Source organism: Peribacillus sp. NPDC055009 (genome assembly GCF_053608705.1).
The window spans coordinates 25,558-44,297 of sequence record NZ_JBSGVZ010000018.1 but is presented as its reverse complement, the minus strand read 5'-3'; the positions used below and the strand labels follow the sequence as shown (position 1 = coordinate 44,297).

Annotated in this window: 19 protein-coding genes, 1 pseudogene and 2 riboswitches; of the genes and pseudogenes, 15 read left to right on the top strand and 5 right to left on the bottom strand. The window is 40.9% G+C overall.

All coding sequences use genetic code 11. The annotated features are described in order from the left end of the window. The first annotated feature begins 222 nt into the window (after positions 1 to 222). A complete protein-coding gene (locus tag ACWF5P_RS21525) occupies positions 223 to 1,683 on the top strand; it encodes a lmo1851 family serine protease (protein WP_452445250.1) in 1,461 nt (486 codons plus the stop codon). Between the two features lie 113 nt (positions 1,684 to 1,796). Further along, positions 1,797 to 2,687, top strand: coding sequence for an LCP family protein (locus ACWF5P_RS21520; RefSeq protein WP_452445249.1), 891 nt, complete (start codon positions 1,797 to 1,799; stop codon positions 2,685 to 2,687). A gap of 91 nt (positions 2,688 to 2,778) precedes the next feature. Here the strand turns inward: ACWF5P_RS21520 and mtnA are convergent, their stop codons facing one another. The 3 genes from mtnA to ACWF5P_RS21505 form a co-directional block, all read right to left on the bottom strand. Further along, on the bottom strand, positions 2,779 to 3,825 hold the full coding sequence (gene mtnA / locus ACWF5P_RS21515; protein ID WP_452445248.1) for an S-methyl-5-thioribose-1-phosphate isomerase: 1,047 nt from the start codon (positions 3,823 to 3,825) through the stop codon (positions 2,779 to 2,781). A 14-nt stretch (positions 3,826 to 3,839) separates the two neighbouring features. Next, positions 3,840 to 5,042 (bottom strand): S-methyl-5-thioribose kinase, encoded by a 1,203-nt coding sequence (mtnK, locus tag ACWF5P_RS21510; protein ID WP_452445247.1) that lies wholly within the window; start codon positions 5,040 to 5,042, stop codon positions 3,840 to 3,842. Between the two features lie 78 nt (positions 5,043 to 5,120). Continuing rightward, positions 5,121 to 5,274, bottom strand: a riboswitch (SAM riboswitch). A 71-nt stretch (positions 5,275 to 5,345) separates the two neighbouring features. Next, positions 5,346 to 6,128, bottom strand: a complete 783-nt coding sequence (locus ACWF5P_RS21505; RefSeq protein WP_434167167.1) for a carbon-nitrogen family hydrolase — start codon at positions 6,126 to 6,128, stop codon at positions 5,346 to 5,348. A 99-nt stretch (positions 6,129 to 6,227) separates the two neighbouring features. On the opposite strand from ACWF5P_RS21505, the gene ACWF5P_RS21500 reads away from it, so the two are divergent. From ACWF5P_RS21500 to ACWF5P_RS21470, 7 genes and pseudogenes are all read left to right on the top strand, one after another. Then, entirely contained in the window at positions 6,228 to 7,400 is a 1,173-nt protein-coding gene (locus tag ACWF5P_RS21500) for an aminotransferase class I/II-fold pyridoxal phosphate-dependent enzyme (protein WP_452445246.1), read from the top strand. A 131-nt stretch (positions 7,401 to 7,531) separates the two neighbouring features. Next, positions 7,532 to 7,685: riboswitch (SAM riboswitch) on the top strand. 105 nt (positions 7,686 to 7,790) lie between these two features. Further along, a complete protein-coding gene (gene mtnW / locus ACWF5P_RS21495) occupies positions 7,791 to 9,023 on the top strand; it encodes a 2,3-diketo-5-methylthiopentyl-1-phosphate enolase (RefSeq protein ID WP_101225240.1) in 1,233 nt (410 codons plus the stop codon). Positions 9,024 to 9,029: 6 nt separating this feature from the next. After that, positions 9,030 to 9,683: a 2-hydroxy-3-keto-5-methylthiopentenyl-1-phosphate phosphatase gene (locus tag ACWF5P_RS21490; protein WP_427572321.1), complete on the top strand. Its 654-nt coding sequence runs from the start codon at positions 9,030 to 9,032 to the stop codon at positions 9,681 to 9,683. Between the two features lie 3 nt (positions 9,684 to 9,686). After that, a complete protein-coding gene (locus ACWF5P_RS21485) occupies positions 9,687 to 10,316 on the top strand; it encodes a methylthioribulose 1-phosphate dehydratase (protein ID WP_434167164.1) in 630 nt (209 codons plus the stop codon). 24 nt (positions 10,317 to 10,340) lie between these two features. Continuing rightward, on the top strand, positions 10,341 to 10,874 hold the full coding sequence (locus ACWF5P_RS21480) for a cupin domain-containing protein (protein WP_402937665.1): 534 nt from the start codon (positions 10,341 to 10,343) through the stop codon (positions 10,872 to 10,874). Positions 10,875 to 11,312: 438 nt separating this feature from the next. Then, the gene (locus tag ACWF5P_RS21475; RefSeq protein WP_402937663.1) at positions 11,313 to 12,239 is read left to right on the top strand and encodes a CobW family GTP-binding protein; all 927 of its coding nucleotides are present in this window, start codon (positions 11,313 to 11,315) and stop codon (positions 12,237 to 12,239) included. A 65-nt stretch (positions 12,240 to 12,304) separates the two neighbouring features. Beyond that, positions 12,305 to 12,451, top strand: a pseudogene (locus ACWF5P_RS21470) (DUF2188 domain-containing protein); the annotation flags it as partial. A gap of 57 nt (positions 12,452 to 12,508) precedes the next feature. Here the strand turns inward: ACWF5P_RS21470 and ACWF5P_RS21465 are convergent. Then, the gene (locus ACWF5P_RS21465; protein WP_101225235.1) at positions 12,509 to 12,751 is read right to left on the bottom strand and encodes a DNA alkylation repair protein; all 243 of its coding nucleotides are present in this window, start codon (positions 12,749 to 12,751) and stop codon (positions 12,509 to 12,511) included. Between the two features lie 109 nt (positions 12,752 to 12,860). Here ACWF5P_RS21465 and ACWF5P_RS21460 point away from each other — a divergent pair, with 109 nt between their 5' ends. The 6 genes from ACWF5P_RS21460 to ACWF5P_RS21435 all read left to right on the top strand — a co-directional run bounded on the left by ACWF5P_RS21460 (position 12,861) and on the right by ACWF5P_RS21435 (position 17,974). Then, positions 12,861 to 13,127 (top strand): hypothetical protein, encoded by a 267-nt coding sequence (locus ACWF5P_RS21460; protein WP_434167161.1) that lies wholly within the window; start codon positions 12,861 to 12,863, stop codon positions 13,125 to 13,127. Between the two features lie 118 nt (positions 13,128 to 13,245). Continuing rightward, on the top strand, positions 13,246 to 14,208 hold the full coding sequence (locus ACWF5P_RS21455; RefSeq protein ID WP_434167160.1) for a WD40 repeat domain-containing protein: 963 nt from the start codon (positions 13,246 to 13,248) through the stop codon (positions 14,206 to 14,208). A gap of 5 nt (positions 14,209 to 14,213) precedes the next feature. After that, a complete protein-coding gene (locus ACWF5P_RS21450) occupies positions 14,214 to 14,900 on the top strand; it encodes a response regulator (protein WP_434167159.1) in 687 nt (228 codons plus the stop codon). Next, complete coding sequence (locus tag ACWF5P_RS21445; protein ID WP_452445245.1) at positions 14,897 to 16,312, top strand: sensor histidine kinase; 1,416 nt, start codon at positions 14,897 to 14,899, stop codon at positions 16,310 to 16,312. Before ACWF5P_RS21450 ends, ACWF5P_RS21445 begins: the two co-directional genes overlap by 4 nt. A 19-nt stretch (positions 16,313 to 16,331) precedes the next feature. Beyond that, positions 16,332 to 16,769, top strand: a complete 438-nt coding sequence (locus ACWF5P_RS21440; protein ID WP_434167157.1) for a FixH family protein — start codon at positions 16,332 to 16,334, stop codon at positions 16,767 to 16,769. Positions 16,770 to 17,227: 458 nt separating this feature from the next. Next, positions 17,228 to 17,974 carry a CAP domain-containing protein gene (locus ACWF5P_RS21435; RefSeq protein ID WP_452445244.1) on the top strand — a complete coding sequence of 249 codons (747 nt, stop codon included), beginning with the start codon at positions 17,228 to 17,230 and terminating at the stop codon, positions 17,972 to 17,974. A 200-nt stretch (positions 17,975 to 18,174) separates the two neighbouring features. Here ACWF5P_RS21435 and ACWF5P_RS21430 read toward each other — a convergent pair whose 3' ends face one another. Beyond that, entirely contained in the window at positions 18,175 to 18,642 is a 468-nt protein-coding gene (locus ACWF5P_RS21430) for an Hsp20/alpha crystallin family protein (protein ID WP_452445243.1), read from the bottom strand. Between the last annotated feature and the right edge of the window lie 98 nt (positions 18,643 to 18,740).

The window sequence follows — 18,740 nt, the reverse complement described above, 5'->3', positions numbered from 1 at the left end:
CAGTTGGATACAGGCTCAGTTATTCCTTGGTAGCCCCATTTTTGTAATGTCAATAGATGCCTGTAGTCCATGGAGCGTTTAACGTTTGCGAAGGCGTAAAAAAATACATATGGGCATAAGTTGTTATTTTTGATAACAATTATTTTTCGATTGTCATGAAAGCTGTTAAAATAGATAGAAATCGTTTATATCGTCATGAAGAATGAAAGTGGTGAGGCTTCAGTGGAAGAAGAAAATCAAGGACAGCCAAAAGAGGCAGGGAAATTCATTAAAATAAAAAAGTTTACGTTCATTATGGGGATTTTCTTAGTCATATTTCTAACTGCAGGGATTACTACAATAGCCTTGACCTTTGGAGATGAAAAAGTAGAGTCATTAGCACCGGATAAGCATGCGGAATTTGAAAAGCTGTATACTACATACGATAAGATAAAAGATAACTATTATGAAGAGGTTGATGAAGAAAAGCTGGTTGACGGCGCAATTAATGGAATGATCAAATCATTGGATGATCCCTACTCTGCTTATATGGATAAAAAGGAAGCATCGAGTTTCCATGAAAGCATCTCTTCATCTTTTGAAGGAATCGGTGCCGAGATTCAGGAGCAGGATGGAAAAATCATGGTCGTCTCACCGATAAAAGGGTCCCCAGCAGAAAAAGCGGGGGTAAAGCCGAATGATATCATTTTAAGTGTGGACGGTAAAAGCGTTGAAGGGCTAAGCTCTTCTGAAGCTGTCCTGAAAATCAGGGGCGAGAAGGGCACGAAAGTGGATCTATCCATCTCAAGAGCTGGTGAGTCGGCACCGATTGAGCTCACCATTAAACGGGACACAATTCCGATTGAGACGGTTTATGCGGAAATGCTTGATGATGGAGTTGCCAAGATTCAAGTGACCAGTTTTTCCGAACATACAGTCCAAGAGCTGAAAACGGCGCTTGAAGAAATGTCCAAGAAGGATATGAAGGGTCTCGTATTGGATTTGCGGGGAAACCCGGGGGGACTGCTTGATCAAGCAATAGAAATGGCAAGCCTGTTCATACCTAATGGGGAAGTGGTCCTTCAAGTTGAGGATCGCAGCGGGGAAAAACTAGTCGAAAAATCGAAGAATGATGGAGAACTGAAAATCCCGGTAGTCGTGTTGATTGATGACGGAAGTGCCAGTGCTTCTGAAATCGTTGCAGCGGCTGTCAGTGAATCTGCGGACATCCCATTGATTGGGGTCAAGTCATTTGGGAAAGGGACAGTGCAGACTGCCGAAGACTTTAAAGATGGATCTAATTTCAAATATACGGCAGCTAAATGGTTGACTCCTGAAGGTAATTGGATTCATAAAAAAGGGATCAAGCCGGATATTACCGTGAAGCTTCCTGATTATGCCAGCCTTCCGTACATTTCGCCTGACAAGGAATTGAAAGCATCCGATTCTTCGAGTGAAGTGAAAGCTGCTGAAGAGATGCTGAAGGAAGCAGGCCATGATCCGGGTAAGATAGATGGATTCTTTGATGAAGCAACAACGAATGCTGTCACAGCTTTTCAAAGGGAACAAAAAATTAAAGAAACTGGCACCATTAAAGATGATACTACCGTGAAATTGATGCAGGTCATCCAGGAGAAAATCCTTAAGAATGACACACAAGTGAAAAAGGCGGTAGAAGTATTAAAGAAAGAAATCAATAAGTGATTTGCCCGAAAAGCCTGTCAGCGATTATCGTTGGCAGGCTTTTTTGTCGTTTAATGCATAATATTCCAATATTAGGAAGAGAATAAGGGGTAATTTTCCGATGAGGTGAGGTAATGAAAGAAAAGGTATTGTTCATATATCTATTGATCTTGATTCTGGCAGGCTGCACTTATGCCCCTTTACCCAAACAAAATGGAAATGCAGGTACGGAAAAAAAACTAACCAAAGAAGAGAACCAGGAAAGTGTGAAAACATTTCTGTTAATTGGTGTCGATACAAGGGGAGAGGGAAAATCTCGATCCGATGCGATTATTCTGGCAAAATACTTTCCTGAGCAGGAAAAATTGAAACTGGCTTCGATTATGCGTGATAGTTATGTTAAAATCCCTGGGAATAAAACAGGATATAACAAAATAAATGCAGCTTATTATTATGGTGGAAGGGAACTTCTCAAAAAAACCATACAGGAAAACTTCGGTGTCAAGGTCGATCATGTGGCGGTAATTGACTTTCAGGGATTCGTGAAGATGGTCGATTTACTTGCACCTGAGGGGGTAGCGGTGAATGTGGACCAGGAAATCATTGATGATATGAGCATTCAAGCAAGCGTCGGTAAAAATGTTTTACATGGCGAGGAAATATTGAAATATGTCCGTTTTAGACATGACGATGAAAGTGATTTTGGAAGGGTTGAGCGACAACAAGAAGTAATGGTTCAATTAAAAACAGCCTTTATAAATCAAATCTCGTCCTTCGAAGGGATGGCAGCCCTTCCTAGTATAATCGAACAAGGACTCTCGTACTTGGATACGGATATTGGACTGAAAACAATAATGGAAATGGGGCCAAAAGCCGTCTTCCATACACCGGACACCGTCGAAACCTTAAGGGTTCCAGTGGAAGGAAGCTTTAAAGATGAAATATATCCCCAGTCCGGAGCCGTTTTGGAAATAGACTACACTAAAAATAAGAAGGCACTTCAAGAATTCTTTTCAAAAAAATAAAAATTGTATTATGGACCTCGCAAGAATAATCACAAAAACGAGAGGGATAAGTAACCCTTCTCGTTTTTTATCATCAATAAAGCAACCTGGATCATTTAACAAAAAGCGGAATGTTTTTAATGAAATCCGGGGTTATGATGCCATTTTCGGTAATGATGCTTGTAATTAGATGATTCGGTGTAACATCAAAGGCTGGATTGAAAGTCTTCACGTTTTCAGGAGCGATCCTAACACCTTGAATGAAGGTGATTTCCGCTTCATTCCTTTCTTCGATCGGGATGGAAGTGCCGGACTCGAGAGTGAGGTCGAATGTGGTTGATGGAGCGGCCACGTAAAAAGGGATACCAAAGTGCTTGGCTAATATCGCCAATCCCAATGTCCCGATTTTATTGGCTGTATCTCCATTAGCCGCAATTCTGTCGGCACCGACGATGATTCCATTTATTCCTTTCTGATGAATCGTATGGGCAGCCATATTATCAGAAATTAATGTGACATCAACCCCCGCTTGCATCAATTCCCAAGCAGTCAAACGCGCCCCTTGCAGGACAGGCCTGGTTTCACATGCATACACTTTTAGCGGAAAGTCCTTTTCTTTTGCCAGGTGGAAGGGAGCCAAGGCTGTGCCATACCGAGCCGTGGCAATTCCCCCAGCGTTGCAATGCGTTAGAATGGAATCTCCTCTAGTGAATAAGGATAAACCATGTTCCCCGATTTTCCTGCACATTTCTTCATCTTCAGCAAAGATGGCTTTAGCCTCCGATATAAGTGCTTCCTTGGCAGTTGAAATGCTTTGCGCATCTTCCAGAGTATTTTCCATCCTCCTTAACGCCCAAAAAAGGTTGACAGCGGTTGGCCGTGATGATGCGAGTTTTTCAATATGCCTTGATACATTTTTCTTGAATTCGGCTAATTCAGCGGTTGTTTCCTGTTTCGCACCAAGTGCAACACCAAATGCTGCCGTCAGTCCAATTGCTGGGGCACCGCGAACTTTTAATGTCAAAATGCTGTCATACACATCATCAACAGAATGAAGTTCAATGAATTCTGTTATGGAAGGAAGGGCTTGTTGATTTAATAATGTAATATGGGTATCAGCCCATTGTACCGAATAAGGTAATGGTGCATGTGTTGTCATGTGCAGGTCTCCTTTTAAATGGTTGAATAAGATGGCAGTGTACGTTGCTTCAAGGCTTCAATGACAGCTGAAACATCCAATTCTTCCCGTTTTTTAATTAAAAAAACACCAATTTCCAATGTAGCCGTTTTGGCAGCGATCCTTGTTTCTTTATCTTCATTGACATTTAAATCGGCAACGTGGGAAAGTCCGATGGTTCGCCGAATCAGTTCACAGCCGGCAAAGCCGAATGCATCTTTTTTGAATTTTGTCAGTAAATAAGGCAGATAACCTTTCACATGACGAAATGGGCTTTTATTTTGACCTTCCCATAATTCGGAATAAGTTTCTTCAAAGGCATTCCAAAATTCATTAAGGTGTGTGAAAATCTCTTCCTTTCCAACGCTATTACGTGTGACTGCCTGAAAGAGAAGGTTGGCAGTGTATTGACCAAGGTCAAAACCAACTGGACCATAAAAAGCGAATTCTGGATCGATAACCTTTGTTTCAGTTTCACTTGCAAATATACTTCCAGTATGTAAATCTCCATGAAGCAAGGCTTCCTGCTCGGTTTCAAAGCTTTGTTTCAGCTTAGCGACCTCAAGGATCACTTCTTTATCATTCCATATATTTTTGGCGGCATCAGTCAATTCCACCTCGAAATCTCCCGGGAGTTCCTCAAAAAATGGATCCGTGAAAATGAAGACCTCAGTGATTTTGCAGAGTTCGGGATTCGTGAAATGTCGGGCAACTTCCTTTTTGGCAGAGGGTTCTAAATGATAATCGGATGTATAAAATGCCGTTTTCGCAACATATTCACCAATATGCTGTGAAAGCAATGGATATGAATCGCCTTCAATCAATCCTGTTCTAACGATTTTCAAATGGGATAAATCCTCCATGACCGTGATGGCAAGCTTTTCATCAGAATAATAGACTTGCGGTACGAATTCTGGGCAATAACTTCTGAAATGAATCAGCGCATTCGCTTCAATGGCAGCCCTTTTCAATGTCAGCGGCCAGCCTTCGCCAAGTACCTTGGCATAAGGAACCGCTTGTTTAATGATAATTCCTTTATTTGTGACTGTGTCTGTAATATGAAAAACATAATTTAAGTTTCCATCGCCGATTTCTTTACATGTTAAACTTGCATCCGCATTGACCAACCCAAGTTTTTTTGCAAGGGTTATAGCTGTTTCGTTTGTCAATCTCTTAAAATTTGAATGGTTTTGAGTCATTCTTTTCCCCTCCGGATTCAAAATAAGAATAAAAAAGCCTCTTTCATATAGAAAGAGGCAGAAGTTTTGGCTTCGGACCTCTTATCTTCCAGAATATGAATTCTGGTGGAATTAGCACCGTGCTCTGTGGATTTTATAATCCGGCGGTGAATCCGCCCCATTTCACAATGGTATTACAGTCGGTTGCTGGGCTTCATAGGGCCTTTATCCCTCAGCCTGCTCTTGATAAGAGTAAATGTTTTCTGAAATTTTAATCTTCGGGAAAATAATATCAACTTTTTAAATAGTTTGTCAATGGGTAATTTAATAAAAATCAGGACGGCGATCTTCGAATACAGGTATTTTGTTACGTGCTTCCGTAACTTTATTGAAGTCCAAGGTGCCTGTCAGGAGTTCGTTTCCTTCTCCGGCTTCACTTATGATATTTCCCCAAGGATCAATAATCAGGGAATGACCGGCAAATATATTATTGACATCAGAGCCTGAGCGATTAACGGCTACTACATAGGCTTGGTTCTCGATGGCACGGCTAATCAATAAGGCTCTCCAGTGATCGAGTCTCGGCTTTGGCCATTCAGCCGTAACGAATAGAACTTCGGCGCCTTTAGCGGTATGGGCTCGCTGCCATTCAGGAAAACGGATGTCATAACAAATGAAACCAGCACATATTTTTTCATCAAGAGTAAATAAACCATCCTTTTCTCCTGGCTTCAGGAAATGATGTTCATCCATTAACTGAAATAAGTGAAGCTTATCATATTCTTTTATGAGATTTCCCTGTTTATCGATGATGATCATGGTGTTATAGATTCCCTTGCCCGTTTTTTTCGCAATGGAACCGCCTACGATGTGAATCTCGTGTTTCCTTGCCTGTGTTTTAAGAAATTCAATCGTTTTTTCCGCCTCTTGATCAGCAATCTCATTTAACCTGCTTAAGTCGTATCCGGTTGTCCAAAGCTCTGGTAAAATGACGATATCGGGTTCTGACCGTGCTGCTTTTTCCAACCATTGTTCCGCAACCTGAAAATTGATATCCGGTTGCCCGAATGCTATATCCATTTGAATACAAGCTATTTTCCACTTCATCGTTTAAAACCCCCACATGTAAAAAATGCTTTACAAGACTATGATAAACATATATCATTTGTGTCTAGAATTTCAAGAAATTTCAGAGAAGGTGTATAAATGGTGCAATTCGAAAAATCCAGACAGCTTCAGGACCTGCCCAAGCAGTTTTTTGCCTCACTAGTCGCAAAAGTCAATGCCATCACGGAGCAAGGACATGATGTCATTAATTTAGGCCAGGGAAACCCTGATCAGCCGACACCAGACCATATCGTGAAAAGCTTGCAGTCTGCCGCTGAAAAAACGATTAATCATAAATATTCGCCATTCCGGGGGCATCAATATTTAAAAGATGCTGCTGCCGTCTTTTATGAACGTGAATTCGGTGTCAAGCTGGATCCGAACAGTGAAGTGGCGATTCTCTTCGGGGGAAAGGCAGGTCTTGTCGAACTGCCGCAGTGTTTATTGAATCCGGGTGATACGATCCTTGTTCCGGATCCCGGCTATCCGGATTATCTTTCCGGTGTTGTTTTAGCCCAGGCAAAGACCGAATTCATGCCCTTGACAGAAGAAAATGATTTTCTTCCAAAATACAGTGACATACATAAAGAAGTGCTTGATAAAGCCAAAATGATGTTCTTGAACTATCCGAACAATCCCACAGGTGCTTCTGCAACTGAAAGTTTCTTTGATGAGACCGTCTCTACTGCAAAAGAGCATTCAATTTGTGTGGTCCACGACTTCGCTTATGGGGCGATAGGATTCGACGGAAAAAAACCGATAAGCTTTCTCCAGTCAGAGGGAGCGAAGGAAATAGGAATAGAAATATACACACTATCGAAAACATACAATATGGCAGGGTGGAGAGTCGGCTTCGCAGTGGGGAATAAGAGTGTCATAGAAGCTCTTGAACTATTACAAGACCATCTTTATGTGAGTCTGTTCCCGGCGATACAAGAAGCTGCTGCAAGCGCTTTGCTTGACTCGCAGAGCTGTGTAGAGCAGTTAGTGCAGATGTACGAGGGACGAAGGAATGTTTTCATTGAGGGATTAAGGGCAATCGGCTGGGATGTCAAAGCTCCTGCGGCATCATTTTTTGCCTGGCTCAAGGTACCTAAAGGTTTTACGTCCGAGAGTTTTGCAGACTATTTATTAACGCATGCCCACGTTGCTGTTGCCGCAGGGAATGGATTTGGTGAATTTGGCGAAGGTTATGTCAGGGTAGGGCTGCTGACTTCGGAAGAACGGCTGAAAGAGGCTGTGGAACGGATAAGTAAATTAAAATTATTTTAACCACAATGATATATCCGATTAATTCACCCTTAAATAGTTAAAACTTATTGACAAAGTAGGGATTACCTGTCAGAATACAAAATAAATTCTTAATCTTTCGATACTTGGATGCAAATTTATATATCAGCGTTTTCTTATTTTGAGCAGGTGGAGGGACTAGCCCTATGAAGCCCAGCAACCGACCGTAATTCCATTGTAAAATGGGGCGGAATTCTTCGCCGGATTTTTCTTGAAATCCACAAGGCACGGTGCTAATTCTTGCAGCCAATGGCTGGGAGATAAGAAGATGGCTTATTAAAGCCTCTTCTTTATGAAGGGGCTTTTGCCATTTTGAGACCATTTCAGGTTAATGACATCGGGAGTTTACTAACGTGATATAGGAGTGATCAAATGAGCGAGATAGTCGCTACTTATTTAATTCATGATTCTAAGGGAAATCATGAGAAAAAAGCAGAGAGCATTGCCTTAGGTTTGACTGTCGGGACATGGACGGACCTGCCCCATTTAGTCCAGAAACAACTGGAAAAACATAAGGGACGCGTCGTATCGGTGACACCACTTTCCGAAGAAGAGAGGGCAAACAGCTACTTTAATCGTAAAGTATACCGTTCGCTTATTAAAATTGCCTATCCGGCAAGGAATTTCTCCAATGATTTACCTGCAATCCTAACGACGGTCTTCGGCAAACTTTCATTGGACGGGGAAATAAAACTTATCGACTTGGATTTTGTCGGTGATATTCAAAAAGCCTTTCCCGGGCCGCAATTTGGCATTGAAGGCATTAGGAAAAAGATTGGCGTATTTAACCGGCCCCTGGTGATGAGCATCTTTAAAGGTGTATTAGGAAGAGACCTAACATTCCATAATGAGCAACTGAGGCAACAAGCATTAGGAGGTGTCGACCTAGTTAAAGATGATGAGATCCTCTTTGACCAGGAACTGACTCCATTTTTCGATAGAATAAAAACGGGAAAAAGAATATTGAATGATGTCTATGAAACCACTGGCCACCGAACTTTATATGCAGTCAATCTATCAGGGAAAACATTTGAATTATTGGATAAGGCAGAGCAAGCGGCTGATGCAGGGGCAGATGCCTTGTTGTTCAACGTTCATACATATGGTTTGGATGTATTGCAGGCCTTGAGTGAACATGATCGTATCAAGCTGCCGATCATGGCGCACCCCGCATATAGCGGGGCATTGTCAGCTTCATCATTTTATGGGGTCGGCTATCCATTATTGCTTGGTAAATTAGTAAGGTTATCAGGTGCGGATTTATCCTTGTTCCCGTCCCCTTATGGAAGTGTCGCACTTGAAAAAAAGGAGACCTTGGCGATTGCTGAAGCTCTGACAAAAGATGAACTTTCATGGAAAAAAGCCTTCCCTGTTCCCTCTGCTGGCATTCATCCGGGCATGGTTCCGGATCTAATCAAGGATTTTGGAATCGATAGTGTGATTAATGCCGGAGGTGGAATTCACGGGCATCCTGATGGAGCAGATGGCGGGGCAAAGGCTTTCCGATCCGCTGTGGAAGCCGTACTTGCAGGAAAGGAACTATCTGAAGCGGCTGCTGAGGATGAAACACTAAAAAAAGCTCTTGTGTTATGGGGAGGCCTATAAGAAATAATGAAACCGATCATCTTTTGTGATTTTGACGGAACGATCACCAACTCGGATAATATCATTTCCATCATGAAGAAATTTGCGCCTCCGGAATGGGAAGCGTTGAAAGACGGTGTCCTTCAGCAAAAAATCAGTATATCTTCGGGAGTAGGGGATATGTTTTCCCTGCTTGATAGCGGCTTGAAGGATGACATCATCCAATATGTAAGAAAGACGGCCGGCATTCGTCCAGGGTTTTATGAATTCGTTGAGTATACGAAACAAGCCAACATCCCTTTATATATTGTAAGCGGGGGCATGGATTTTTTCATTGCACCGCTTTTGAATGATATCTTGCCAACAGAGTCCGTTTATTGCAACCGTGCATTTTTTGATAAGGAAAAGATTTATATTGAGTGGCCGCATTCCTGTGATGATCAATGTAATAATGGATGCGGTTGCTGCAAGCCATCCATTATGAGGGAAATTGCGGGTGCGGAAGATTTTAAATTCGTTATTGGAGATTCAGTAACGGATTTTGAAGCTGCAAAACAGGCGGATTTTGTCATAGCCCGTGACATACTGCTTGAAAAATGCGATAGCGAAGGGATTCCACATCAAGGTTTTGAAACGTTTTTTGATGTAATTGATATTATTAAGCAGCAGATGGGTGGGTAAAGCGTGAATAATCATTCTAAAGAATGGCAGGAGCTGGCAGATATTAAAGCTGAACTGGCCGAAAGGGATTGGTTTATGGGAACTAGCGGGAACTTGTCCATTCGGGAGCCCAAAAACCCTTTCTTTTATATTACGGCAAGCGGTAAGGATAAAAGGAAGCAATCGGATTCGGACTTTTTACTGGTGGATTTAAAAGGAAAGCCAGTTGAAGAAACGAACCTAAGACCATCGGCCGAAACTTTACTTCATACAGTCATTTACCGGAAAACGAATGCGAACTGTGTACTCCATGTCCATACAGTTGAAAATAATGTGATATCCGAATTGTACGGGGATGAAGGCCAAGTTTCTTTTCGTAATCATGAAATCATTAAAGCGACCGGTCGGTGGGATGAAGATTCGGAACTTCGGATTCCAATCATATATAATCATGCTGACATTCCGCTGTTATCCGATAAGTTCGAGCCACATGTCGAAGAAGACTCTGGCGCCGTGCTGATCCGCAATCATGGTATTACGGTTTGGGGTAAAAGCGGACTCGAAGCAAAGAGAATACTTGAAGCTTGCGAATTTTTATTTCAATATCAACTGTTGCTTAATCAACAAAAGGCATTTGCAGTTTCTTTAAGATAAACACTAATGAAGGAGGAATGAATGATGGCGACGATAAGATTCCAGGAAACAAACGAGGTTATTGAAAACGGTGAACAGGTAAAAGGATTTTTAGAAACACAAGGGGTTATTTATGAGCAATGGGACATTTCTAAATTACCGGCCCATCTCGTGGAAAAATACGATCTAACAGATGCTGAAAAGGAGGAAATCCTTGTAGCATTCCAATCAGAGATAGCGGAAATCTCCGAAAGAAGAGGCTATAAAGCGCATGATATCATCACATTATCCGATGCGAATCCGAACTTGGATCAAATGCTTGAAAACTTTAAGCAGGAACATCACCATGAAGATGATGAAGTGCGTTTCATAGCAGGCGGTACGAGTATCTTTGCGATTGAAGGCAAAGATAAACAGTGGTTTGACGTGCGCCTTAATCCAGGTGATCTTATTAGTGTACCAGAATCAACAAGACATTATTTCACGCTTGCAGAAGATAGGAAAACTGTTGCTGTCCGCATTTTCGTTACAGCGGCAGGATGGGTGCCGATTTACGAAAAAGACGAAGTTCAAGCATGAATCAATGTTAAAAAACCAGCTTGCGGGCTGGTTTTTATTTGTAGAAAAAAGGGAAGTCGGAATGGTCTCACCTAACCTTGATTTTATAAAAAAACATGATTAATCCCTTTGTGTTTTTTCTATTTTATAGGAAAGAAATCTCGCAAGATTGAAGAAATTTGCGACACTCCTGCCGAATAACTGGCTAGCCGAGACCCCACAGACGCTTGCGTCGAGGAGGCTCGGGAGACAGTCGGATGAAAGGGAGCGGATTTCTGAAATCGACTGGACGTTTTTAAATAAAAAACTGCAGTCGAACTCGCATTTCTTCGAATTTGCCTAGTCTGAAACCAGCTTACGGGCTGGTTTTTTTATGTGAATCCGGCAAGTGCTTTAGTAAGGTAATTATGATAAAATTTAACGGAATCGAATTTAACCGGATCATAGGAGCAGATAAGAATGAAAACAACCGAAGTGTACATATTGGGCGGCTTTCTCGGCAGCGGGAAAACGACGCTTCTTCGAAATATATTAAAGCAGGAAAGTGACGCGGGCAGAAAAGTGGCCGTGCTTTTAAATGAGCTCGGCAGTGTATCGGTTGACAGCGGACTCATTGGTGATGGAGTGCCTCTGAAGGAGTTGTTTGACGGGTGCATCTGCTGCACAATTCAAGATAAACTGGAAGTTCAGCTTCATGAATTGCTAACCGAAAATGACTTGGATGCGGTTTATATTGAAACGACGGGCGCTGCTCATCCAGTTGAAGTATTGGATGGCATCATGTCCCCGATCTTCGCCAAAAGGCTGGAGTATAAAGGGATTATCACCGTGGTCGATTTATTAAGGTGGCGCGATCGCGAGGAACTGTCTCCGCAGCTTCGACAGCTGCTTGCCGAGCAAATCCACCATGCCGATTTCATACTATTGAATAAAGCGGATTTAGTAAGTGAGATGGAGGCCGCACAGCTGATATATACGATACAGGCACTGAATACGGATGCTGTATGTTTATTGACGGAGTATGCAGATGTTTCCTTGAAATCATTGCAAGGGATGCAAAGAAATCGGCAAAATAGCCATCAAAAGCTTGATGTACATGACAATTTGCATTTAACTGCAGTCGTTCATACCTTTGAAGGTGCGGTGGCACAAACCGACTTTGAAGAGTGGCTTAGGTCCCTGCCGGAAACGGTATATAGAATGAAAGGATACATTTCTTTTACACATTCACAATACCCCCATTTATTTCAATACTCATACGGAATGCCGATGTATATGAATGAAATGATGAAAATGCCATTGAATATCGTCATCATCGGGGAAAAGTTGGATGAGGAAATGTTGATCGGTCAGTTGAAAGCTTTGGAAGCGAGAGCGGTCCGATAAACGTTTACCGCCCATAAAAGAAGGGAAACATATAAGAAGACTTTCTTATCAAGGAGGCGGTATTAATGCCATGGAATAAGAACGATTACCCAAATTCGATGAAGAATCTAGATAAAGATGTCAGGGAAAAGGCTATAGAGATCGCGAATGCATTATTGGATGAAGGATATGAGGATGGAAAAGCCATTCCAATTGCCATAGACCGGGCTAAGATGTCGGTGGGAAAAGATTGAAAAAATGGTCAGACCCATTTGAGGGTCTGACCATTTTTATTCTTGCATTCCAAAGGCGGCAAATGTCTTTTCGTCTTCTATTAATCCGCACGCAGCACATTGCACCCGAACTTCAGGACCATTATATGCTAGATGGAACGGCTGAAGGGAATCGTTCGAATATTGTTCAACAATCTCACCGGATTGCGGATCCTTTTTAACGGGGGTTGCTACTTGCTGAATGAGATTGAAGCGAGATTTATTTGTCCGGCAATTCGGACAGCGGTATACTTGAGACACTGTACTCACTCCTTTTTTGAATTTTAAAAAGCGTAATCGTATTATTAAGATAGTCTTTACGAACTTGATCAATAATATGTATGAATTAGTAATGGATGGAAGGGATACTATGAAGGAAAATATCAGGCAAGAAGAATTACTGGTGGCTTATTTAAGCATATGGAACAATCGTAAGGTGACCGATGGAGGTGGAAGGGAAGTTTTGCCGGAACTCATCCGCCGTGAGCTTTTGGATGAAAATGCCCATCCCCGTGCCCGAAAACCAGTATTGGAGAAATTTTACCTCTCCATTAAACGCGTGATGGAATCTTCGCTTTCGGAAGAAATGAAAAATGCAATCGTCATGCTCTATATTACTGAATTGGAAAGATTATGATTCCAGATTGTGATACGGGTGCTTGTTAGCAAATATTCTTATCCGCTTCATACTTTTTTCACAAATCATTGTTAAAATTTTAAAAAAATAGATATTTAATGAATAAGGAGCTTAAAATATGAAGTGGGGCATTGGGCTTTTTCTTGCCATCGTACTGCTTACTGGGTGTATTAGCGGTAATGCATTTACTAAAATCAATAAAAGTGAATCTTTCCTGGCGACTGTCAATATCAAGGATACTTCTCTGACTTTTATAGATGAAAACTATCATCCATTTGCAAAATGGGATATTTCAGAACCATTTACCGGAGCCCTGCTCCTGGCAGACAAAGATACTATCCTGCTTTATGGAAAAGAGATGAAGAAAGTCCAAGTTTACTCTTTATCAGCAGGAAAACTGATAAACAGTTGGGAAATTGGGAAAGGAATCGTCAATATGCAATTGTTACGTGATGGAAAAAGCATCGTGGCGGTCAATCAAGCGAATCACTCCATTTATTTTTTAAATGCTGATGGGGAGGTACAGGATATTGTCAAGGTTGGTAAAAGCCCCTTGACCGTTCTTCAAGGAGAGCAAGCAAATCGCTTGTATGTTATTAATTTTGGTGATACCAAATGTTCAGTGATAAATCTTGAAACGAAAAAGGTCGATTTCGAATTTCCCGTACATAGTTCCAGCACCGGCACGTTATTAAGGGAAGAAAAGGATGAAATATGGATCGGAGGACACGGGGATGGGGACCAAGTGGAAGAAGATCTATATATTTATTCGGCAAAAACGGGAGAGTTGAAGAAGAAACTGAAGGCCCCCACCATGCCGATAAAGTTCCTGGAGAATGCTGAAGGCATATTTGTCCTAAGTCATGGTACAAGCTCCTTATATAAATTGAATGATCAATATCAGGAAGTGAAAAGCAAAGTGGTCGGCGTCAACCCCTTTGAAATGGCGAACTTCAATGAAGATGTGGTCGTGGCGGGATATGATAGTGATGAAGTGTATGTAATGGATGCTGAAACAGTCGATGTTAAAAAAACGATAAAAGTCGGCGAAGGTCCGTTCCAATTGATGTTGAGGGAGTAGATGACATGCATGCTTACACCATTTTAGTCGTGGATGATGAAGAAGATATGCGAAATCTAGTTGAAATGTATTTGCTGAACTCAGGTTATCGATGCCTTCAAGCTGCGAATGGAAAAGAAGCTATAAGGATGGTTGAAACAGAGGAAGTGGATTTAATCCTATTGGATATCATGATGCCAGGTATGGACGGTTTCTCCGTTTGTGAAGAGATTCGTGATAATTGGGAGATCCCTGTGATATTTGTCAGTGCGAAAGGTGAAGAATGGGATATGGTGAAAGGGCTGAAGCTTGGCGGCGACGATTATATCGTCAAGCCGTTCAATCCAGGAGAATTGGTAGCAAGGGTCGAAGCTGTATTGCGAAGGACAGGGAAATTATCATTGAAAGAAGAAAATCAAAACCATGTCCGATTCGGTAAAATTAGCTTGAACTTACAATCCAGAACGGTTTTGGTTGAAGGGAAGGCAATCAATTTAACCTTGAAAGAATTCGAATTGCTGTTATTTCTCATGCGTCATAAAAGCCAGGCACTCAGCCGCGAACAACTGCTTGAAAATGTATGGAGCGGGGAGTATGGAGGATCTTTACGTACTGTGGATACCCATATCAAAACGTTACGAATGAAATTAAGAGCGGCTGATTACATTCAAACCGTCTGGGGAATCGGTTATAAGATAGAGGAAAAGAAATGATCAATAAATGGCGAACCCTCTCATTTAAATTATGGCTCACCATCATCACCGCCATCATCCTTTCCGTTCTGTTCGCATACTCACTTTCTCAATATTATTATAAAAATCTATATGTGGAGAAGCTTAAAACAGATTTAGTCAATGAAGCGTCATTGCTAGGGGCGGATTATACCGGCGGTGAAATCAGTGATGACTTCAAGGAAAAAGTTGAATGGTTTAACAGTAAGAATGACAGCGAGGTCTTTGTCGTCAACAATCCCAGGGAATTGAGTGCCTGTCTGCCTTTTGAAATCAATTATGATACCCTTATTTCTGAAGAAGAACGGCAAATGCTTTTAGATGGGAAAGCCGTTGAAAAAGAGGGATATGAGAAAAGGTTTGAAAAGAACATCGTAGCGGCGATCATACCCCTGATTGACGAAGATCGCCTCGAAGGTATCATCTATACATATATTCCAGTAGATTCCATTACGGTCTTACTTAAGGAATTTGCTGCAAAATGGTTGGCAGCGATCCTATTATTCTTGATAGTCGCGATATTTTTTACTACAAAATGGTTGAAAAGGCTAATCAGTCCGATTAAGGAAATCGAGACTGCAGCCCATCTCGTTTCAGAGGGGAATTATGACATACAGGTCCATGTAAGGAGCCATGATGAAATAGGTAAACTGGCAATAGCCTTTAATGATATGGCCAATTCCATCCATTTGGAAGAAGAAAGAAAAAAAGAATTTCTTGAAAATGTAGCACACGAGCTCAGAACCCCGCTTAGTTACGTAAAGGGATACACGCAGGCCATATTGGATGGTGTCGTGAAAAATGATGAAGAACAACGGAAATACCTTCATCTCATTTCAAGGGAGGCCCTTAGGCTGCAGCGGCTTGTGGGTGATCTGATGGACTTAACAAAAATGGATAGTGATCCATTCTTGTTAAATAAAATCCCAATTGCCTATGCTCAATTCATAGAAGACGTACTTGTGAAATATGAACCGATAATAAAGGAAAAGAAATTGGACTTGCAGTTGGATCTGGATCCAGACCCGATTATTTTTGGGGATGAAGGAAGGATGGAACAGATCCTGCATAACATTTTTGATAATGCCATTCAGTACACGGATTCTGGAGGGGCGATTCATATTACCCTAATTCAGCATAAAGATGATTGCGAACTGCTGATAACTGACACGGGTAACGGGATTCCGGAAGCGGATCTGCCTCATATCATGAATCGTTTTTACCGAGTTAACAAAGCACGCAGCCGTTTTGATGGCGGTTCAGGGCTTGGACTGTCCATTGTCAAAAAATTGGTGGAATTACAAAATGGTAAAATCGAAATAGAAAGCAAGGAAAAAAGTGGAACAAAAGTCAAGGTCATCCTACCGATTATAAAAGAAGAATGGAATTCATAAAAAGGGGATACGTTCAAAAATGAAAAAAATCATGTTATTTTGCATGGCGTTAATTTTTTTGGCTGGATGCGGCAAGGAAGAGGAAATTCCGAAAATGTTAAATGTCGATTTAGCTGTCAATCCAATTCAGGGTAAAGTGAATGAGCCTGTGAAATTTCAGGCAAAAGTGACATATGGGGACGAAGCCGTGACAGATGCGGATGATGTCAGTTTTGAAATTTGGCTTGCAAATAGCGATGATCATGACAAGATCGCAGTGAAACATAAAGGGAATGGCATATATGAATTGGAAAAGAATTTTGATGAAGAAGGAACCTACTATGTATATGCTCATGTAACTGCAAGGGATATGCACAACATGCCAAAGAAAGAATTCGTAATAGGCAAACCAAGCACTCCTGAACAAAGTGGCGAAAAAAAAGAAATGGACGAGATGGATGATGAAGAAATGAAATGATGAATGACCATCAAACTCAAAACAATTCGGAAGTGAATCCGAATTGTTTTTTTTTTGAAAAATGGACCAAGGCAATAGGGTAGAAATGATCGGGACAAAAGACGGAGCGTCGAAGTTAAATCGAAAAATTTGTAACATAAAAGTAATGAAAGTCATATTAAGTTGGTTAAATACGATATGTCAACAAAAAGTTATTAGTATTCAATGGAAATGGTTCTATGTAACTACCATTGACAAGTAAGGGCTGGAAAAATATGAGTATATATACCACTGAAAGAAACATAGATAGGTAAAGCATTCTTGCAAGTTTTCTCTGAAACTAGGATAATAATATTTTCTCTTTCGTATCCTGTTAAATTCGATGGAAATTGCTGGTGCATTTATTACAAAAAGTACATGTTATGATAATTCCAGAAGCAAAGCACAACACAAAACGAACATCACAGGAGGAAATACGAATGAAAAAGAAAATGTTTATGTCAGCAGCAGCGGCTGCAGCTATTATATTCACAGGAGTAGGAGCTAACCAAGCTGAAGCAGCCAACTGTGATACTGTGAAACAAGTAACTTTTAAATCTACTAATAAAGAGGATATGCAAAAAGTCCTTAACCAATACCTAGCTAAATACAATATCACTTTACCTGCAGCGCAGGCACAACAAAAGCCAGTTCAAACGCCAGTTCAAAAACCAGTTCAAAAACCAGTTCAAAAACCAGTTCAAAAACCGGTTCAGCAAGAAACTGGAACAACGAACCAAGCAAAACCTGAAGCAAAACCAGTAACACCTAATAAATCAACTGATGAAAAACAAGAGACAAGCTCTCAATTAAGTGCTTTTGAACAAGAAGTTGTTAAATTAACTAATGCAGAACGTGCAAAACAAGGTTTGGCAGCTCTTAAAATCGACACTGAGTTGAGCAAAGTTGCACGTATCAAGTCTCAAGACATGAAAGATAAAAACTACTTTGATCACAATAGCCCAACTTACGGCTCACCATTCGATATGATGAAACAATTCGGAATCAGCTATACATCAGCTGGTGAAAACATCGCACAAGGTCAACAAACACCTGAAGAAGTGGTACAAGCTTGGATGAATAGCCAAGGACACCGTGAAAACATCATGAATTCTAGCTTTACTCATATTGGAGTAGGTTACGTTGAATCTGGTAACTACTGGACTCAACAATTCATCGGAAAATAATAGATTAATAGAAAAGTGCATCCCATTAACATGGGGTGCGCTTTTTTTTTGCGAGAATGGATCAGATTATTCCTTTCCATGGAATAAAATCAATTGTGACATCGATTGGTTCTCTATAATGTACCCAAATCTAAAAAAATTGAACCAAGAAATAACTGGAACCGCACCTTATCATCAGCGAGGTCCCGGTGTGTAGCAACTTATATCTCGGATACATCGATTTCTGAATACTGTGTATTGAAACTTTTCTGAAGACGTATTTCCAATGTTGATTCTTTATATTGGGCTGATGCCCCTTTTTTCTTTACAGGTGCGGGGAGTGTTATGACATGCCGATCTGACTCTTCAGGAATCCCCTCGATGATGGATTGGTTAGATGTATGGTAAAGTTTCATTTTCTTTAGCCAAGATTCATCTTCTATTGGAATTCTTACGAAGACATATAAATGCGTTTCAAATACTTCGGCATATAAAGGATGTTCAGATCTGGCATTTTCTTTTTGTGAGCGGCCATCATTTTGATTCATCATACCTTGCATATTTTCAGGTATGACTTGTGAAAATACTTTTTCAATGAATGATTGTACATCACTTTGCTGCATATTTTTCATGAAATCCTTTTGGTTCGGGTTATTCTTAAAAGAAAAAAGTGAATTCCAAGGAAACATATTGAATTCCTCTCTCCTGCTTATGGTCTGACAGGTTTATTTGTTATATTTTATGCAGCTAAAGCCCATAGGTTCTTTTATATAATTACTAAATTATA

Bases quoted from the DNA above. Each gene is read 5' to 3' on its own strand.
- ACWF5P_RS21460 (WP_434167161.1), top strand. From the start codon at position 12,861: ATGAAGGAAAATATCAGGCAAGAAGAATTACTGGTGGCTTATTTAAGC.
- mtnW (WP_101225240.1), top strand. From the start codon at position 7,791: ATGAGCGAGATAGTCGCTACTTATTTAATTCATGATTCTAAGGGAAAT.
- ACWF5P_RS21490 (WP_427572321.1), top strand. From the start codon at position 9,030: ATGAAACCGATCATCTTTTGTGATTTTGACGGAACGATCACCAACTCG.
- ACWF5P_RS21500 (WP_452445246.1), top strand. From the start codon at position 6,228: ATGGTGCAATTCGAAAAATCCAGACAGCTTCAGGACCTGCCCAAGCAG.
- ACWF5P_RS21475 (WP_402937663.1), top strand. From the start codon at position 11,313: ATGAAAACAACCGAAGTGTACATATTGGGCGGCTTTCTCGGCAGCGGG.
- ACWF5P_RS21435 (WP_452445244.1), top strand. From the start codon at position 17,228: ATGAAAAAGAAAATGTTTATGTCAGCAGCAGCGGCTGCAGCTATTATA.
- ACWF5P_RS21430 (WP_452445243.1), bottom strand. From the start codon at position 18,642: ATGTTTCCTTGGAATTCACTTTTTTCTTTTAAGAATAACCCGAACCAA.
- ACWF5P_RS21505 (WP_434167167.1), bottom strand. From the start codon at position 6,128: ATGAAGTGGAAAATAGCTTGTATTCAAATGGATATAGCATTCGGGCAA.
- mtnA (WP_452445248.1), bottom strand. From the start codon at position 3,825: ATGACAACACATGCACCATTACCTTATTCGGTACAATGGGCTGATACC.
- ACWF5P_RS21450 (WP_434167159.1), top strand. From the start codon at position 14,214: ATGCATGCTTACACCATTTTAGTCGTGGATGATGAAGAAGATATGCGA.
- ACWF5P_RS21455 (WP_434167160.1), top strand. From the start codon at position 13,246: ATGAAGTGGGGCATTGGGCTTTTTCTTGCCATCGTACTGCTTACTGGG.
- ACWF5P_RS21445 (WP_452445245.1), top strand. From the start codon at position 14,897: ATGATCAATAAATGGCGAACCCTCTCATTTAAATTATGGCTCACCATC.
- ACWF5P_RS21440 (WP_434167157.1), top strand. From the start codon at position 16,332: ATGAAAAAAATCATGTTATTTTGCATGGCGTTAATTTTTTTGGCTGGA.
- ACWF5P_RS21520 (WP_452445249.1), top strand. From the start codon at position 1,797: ATGAAAGAAAAGGTATTGTTCATATATCTATTGATCTTGATTCTGGCA.
- ACWF5P_RS21480 (WP_402937665.1), top strand. From the start codon at position 10,341: ATGGCGACGATAAGATTCCAGGAAACAAACGAGGTTATTGAAAACGGT.
- mtnK (WP_452445247.1), bottom strand. From the start codon at position 5,042: ATGACTCAAAACCATTCAAATTTTAAGAGATTGACAAACGAAACAGCT.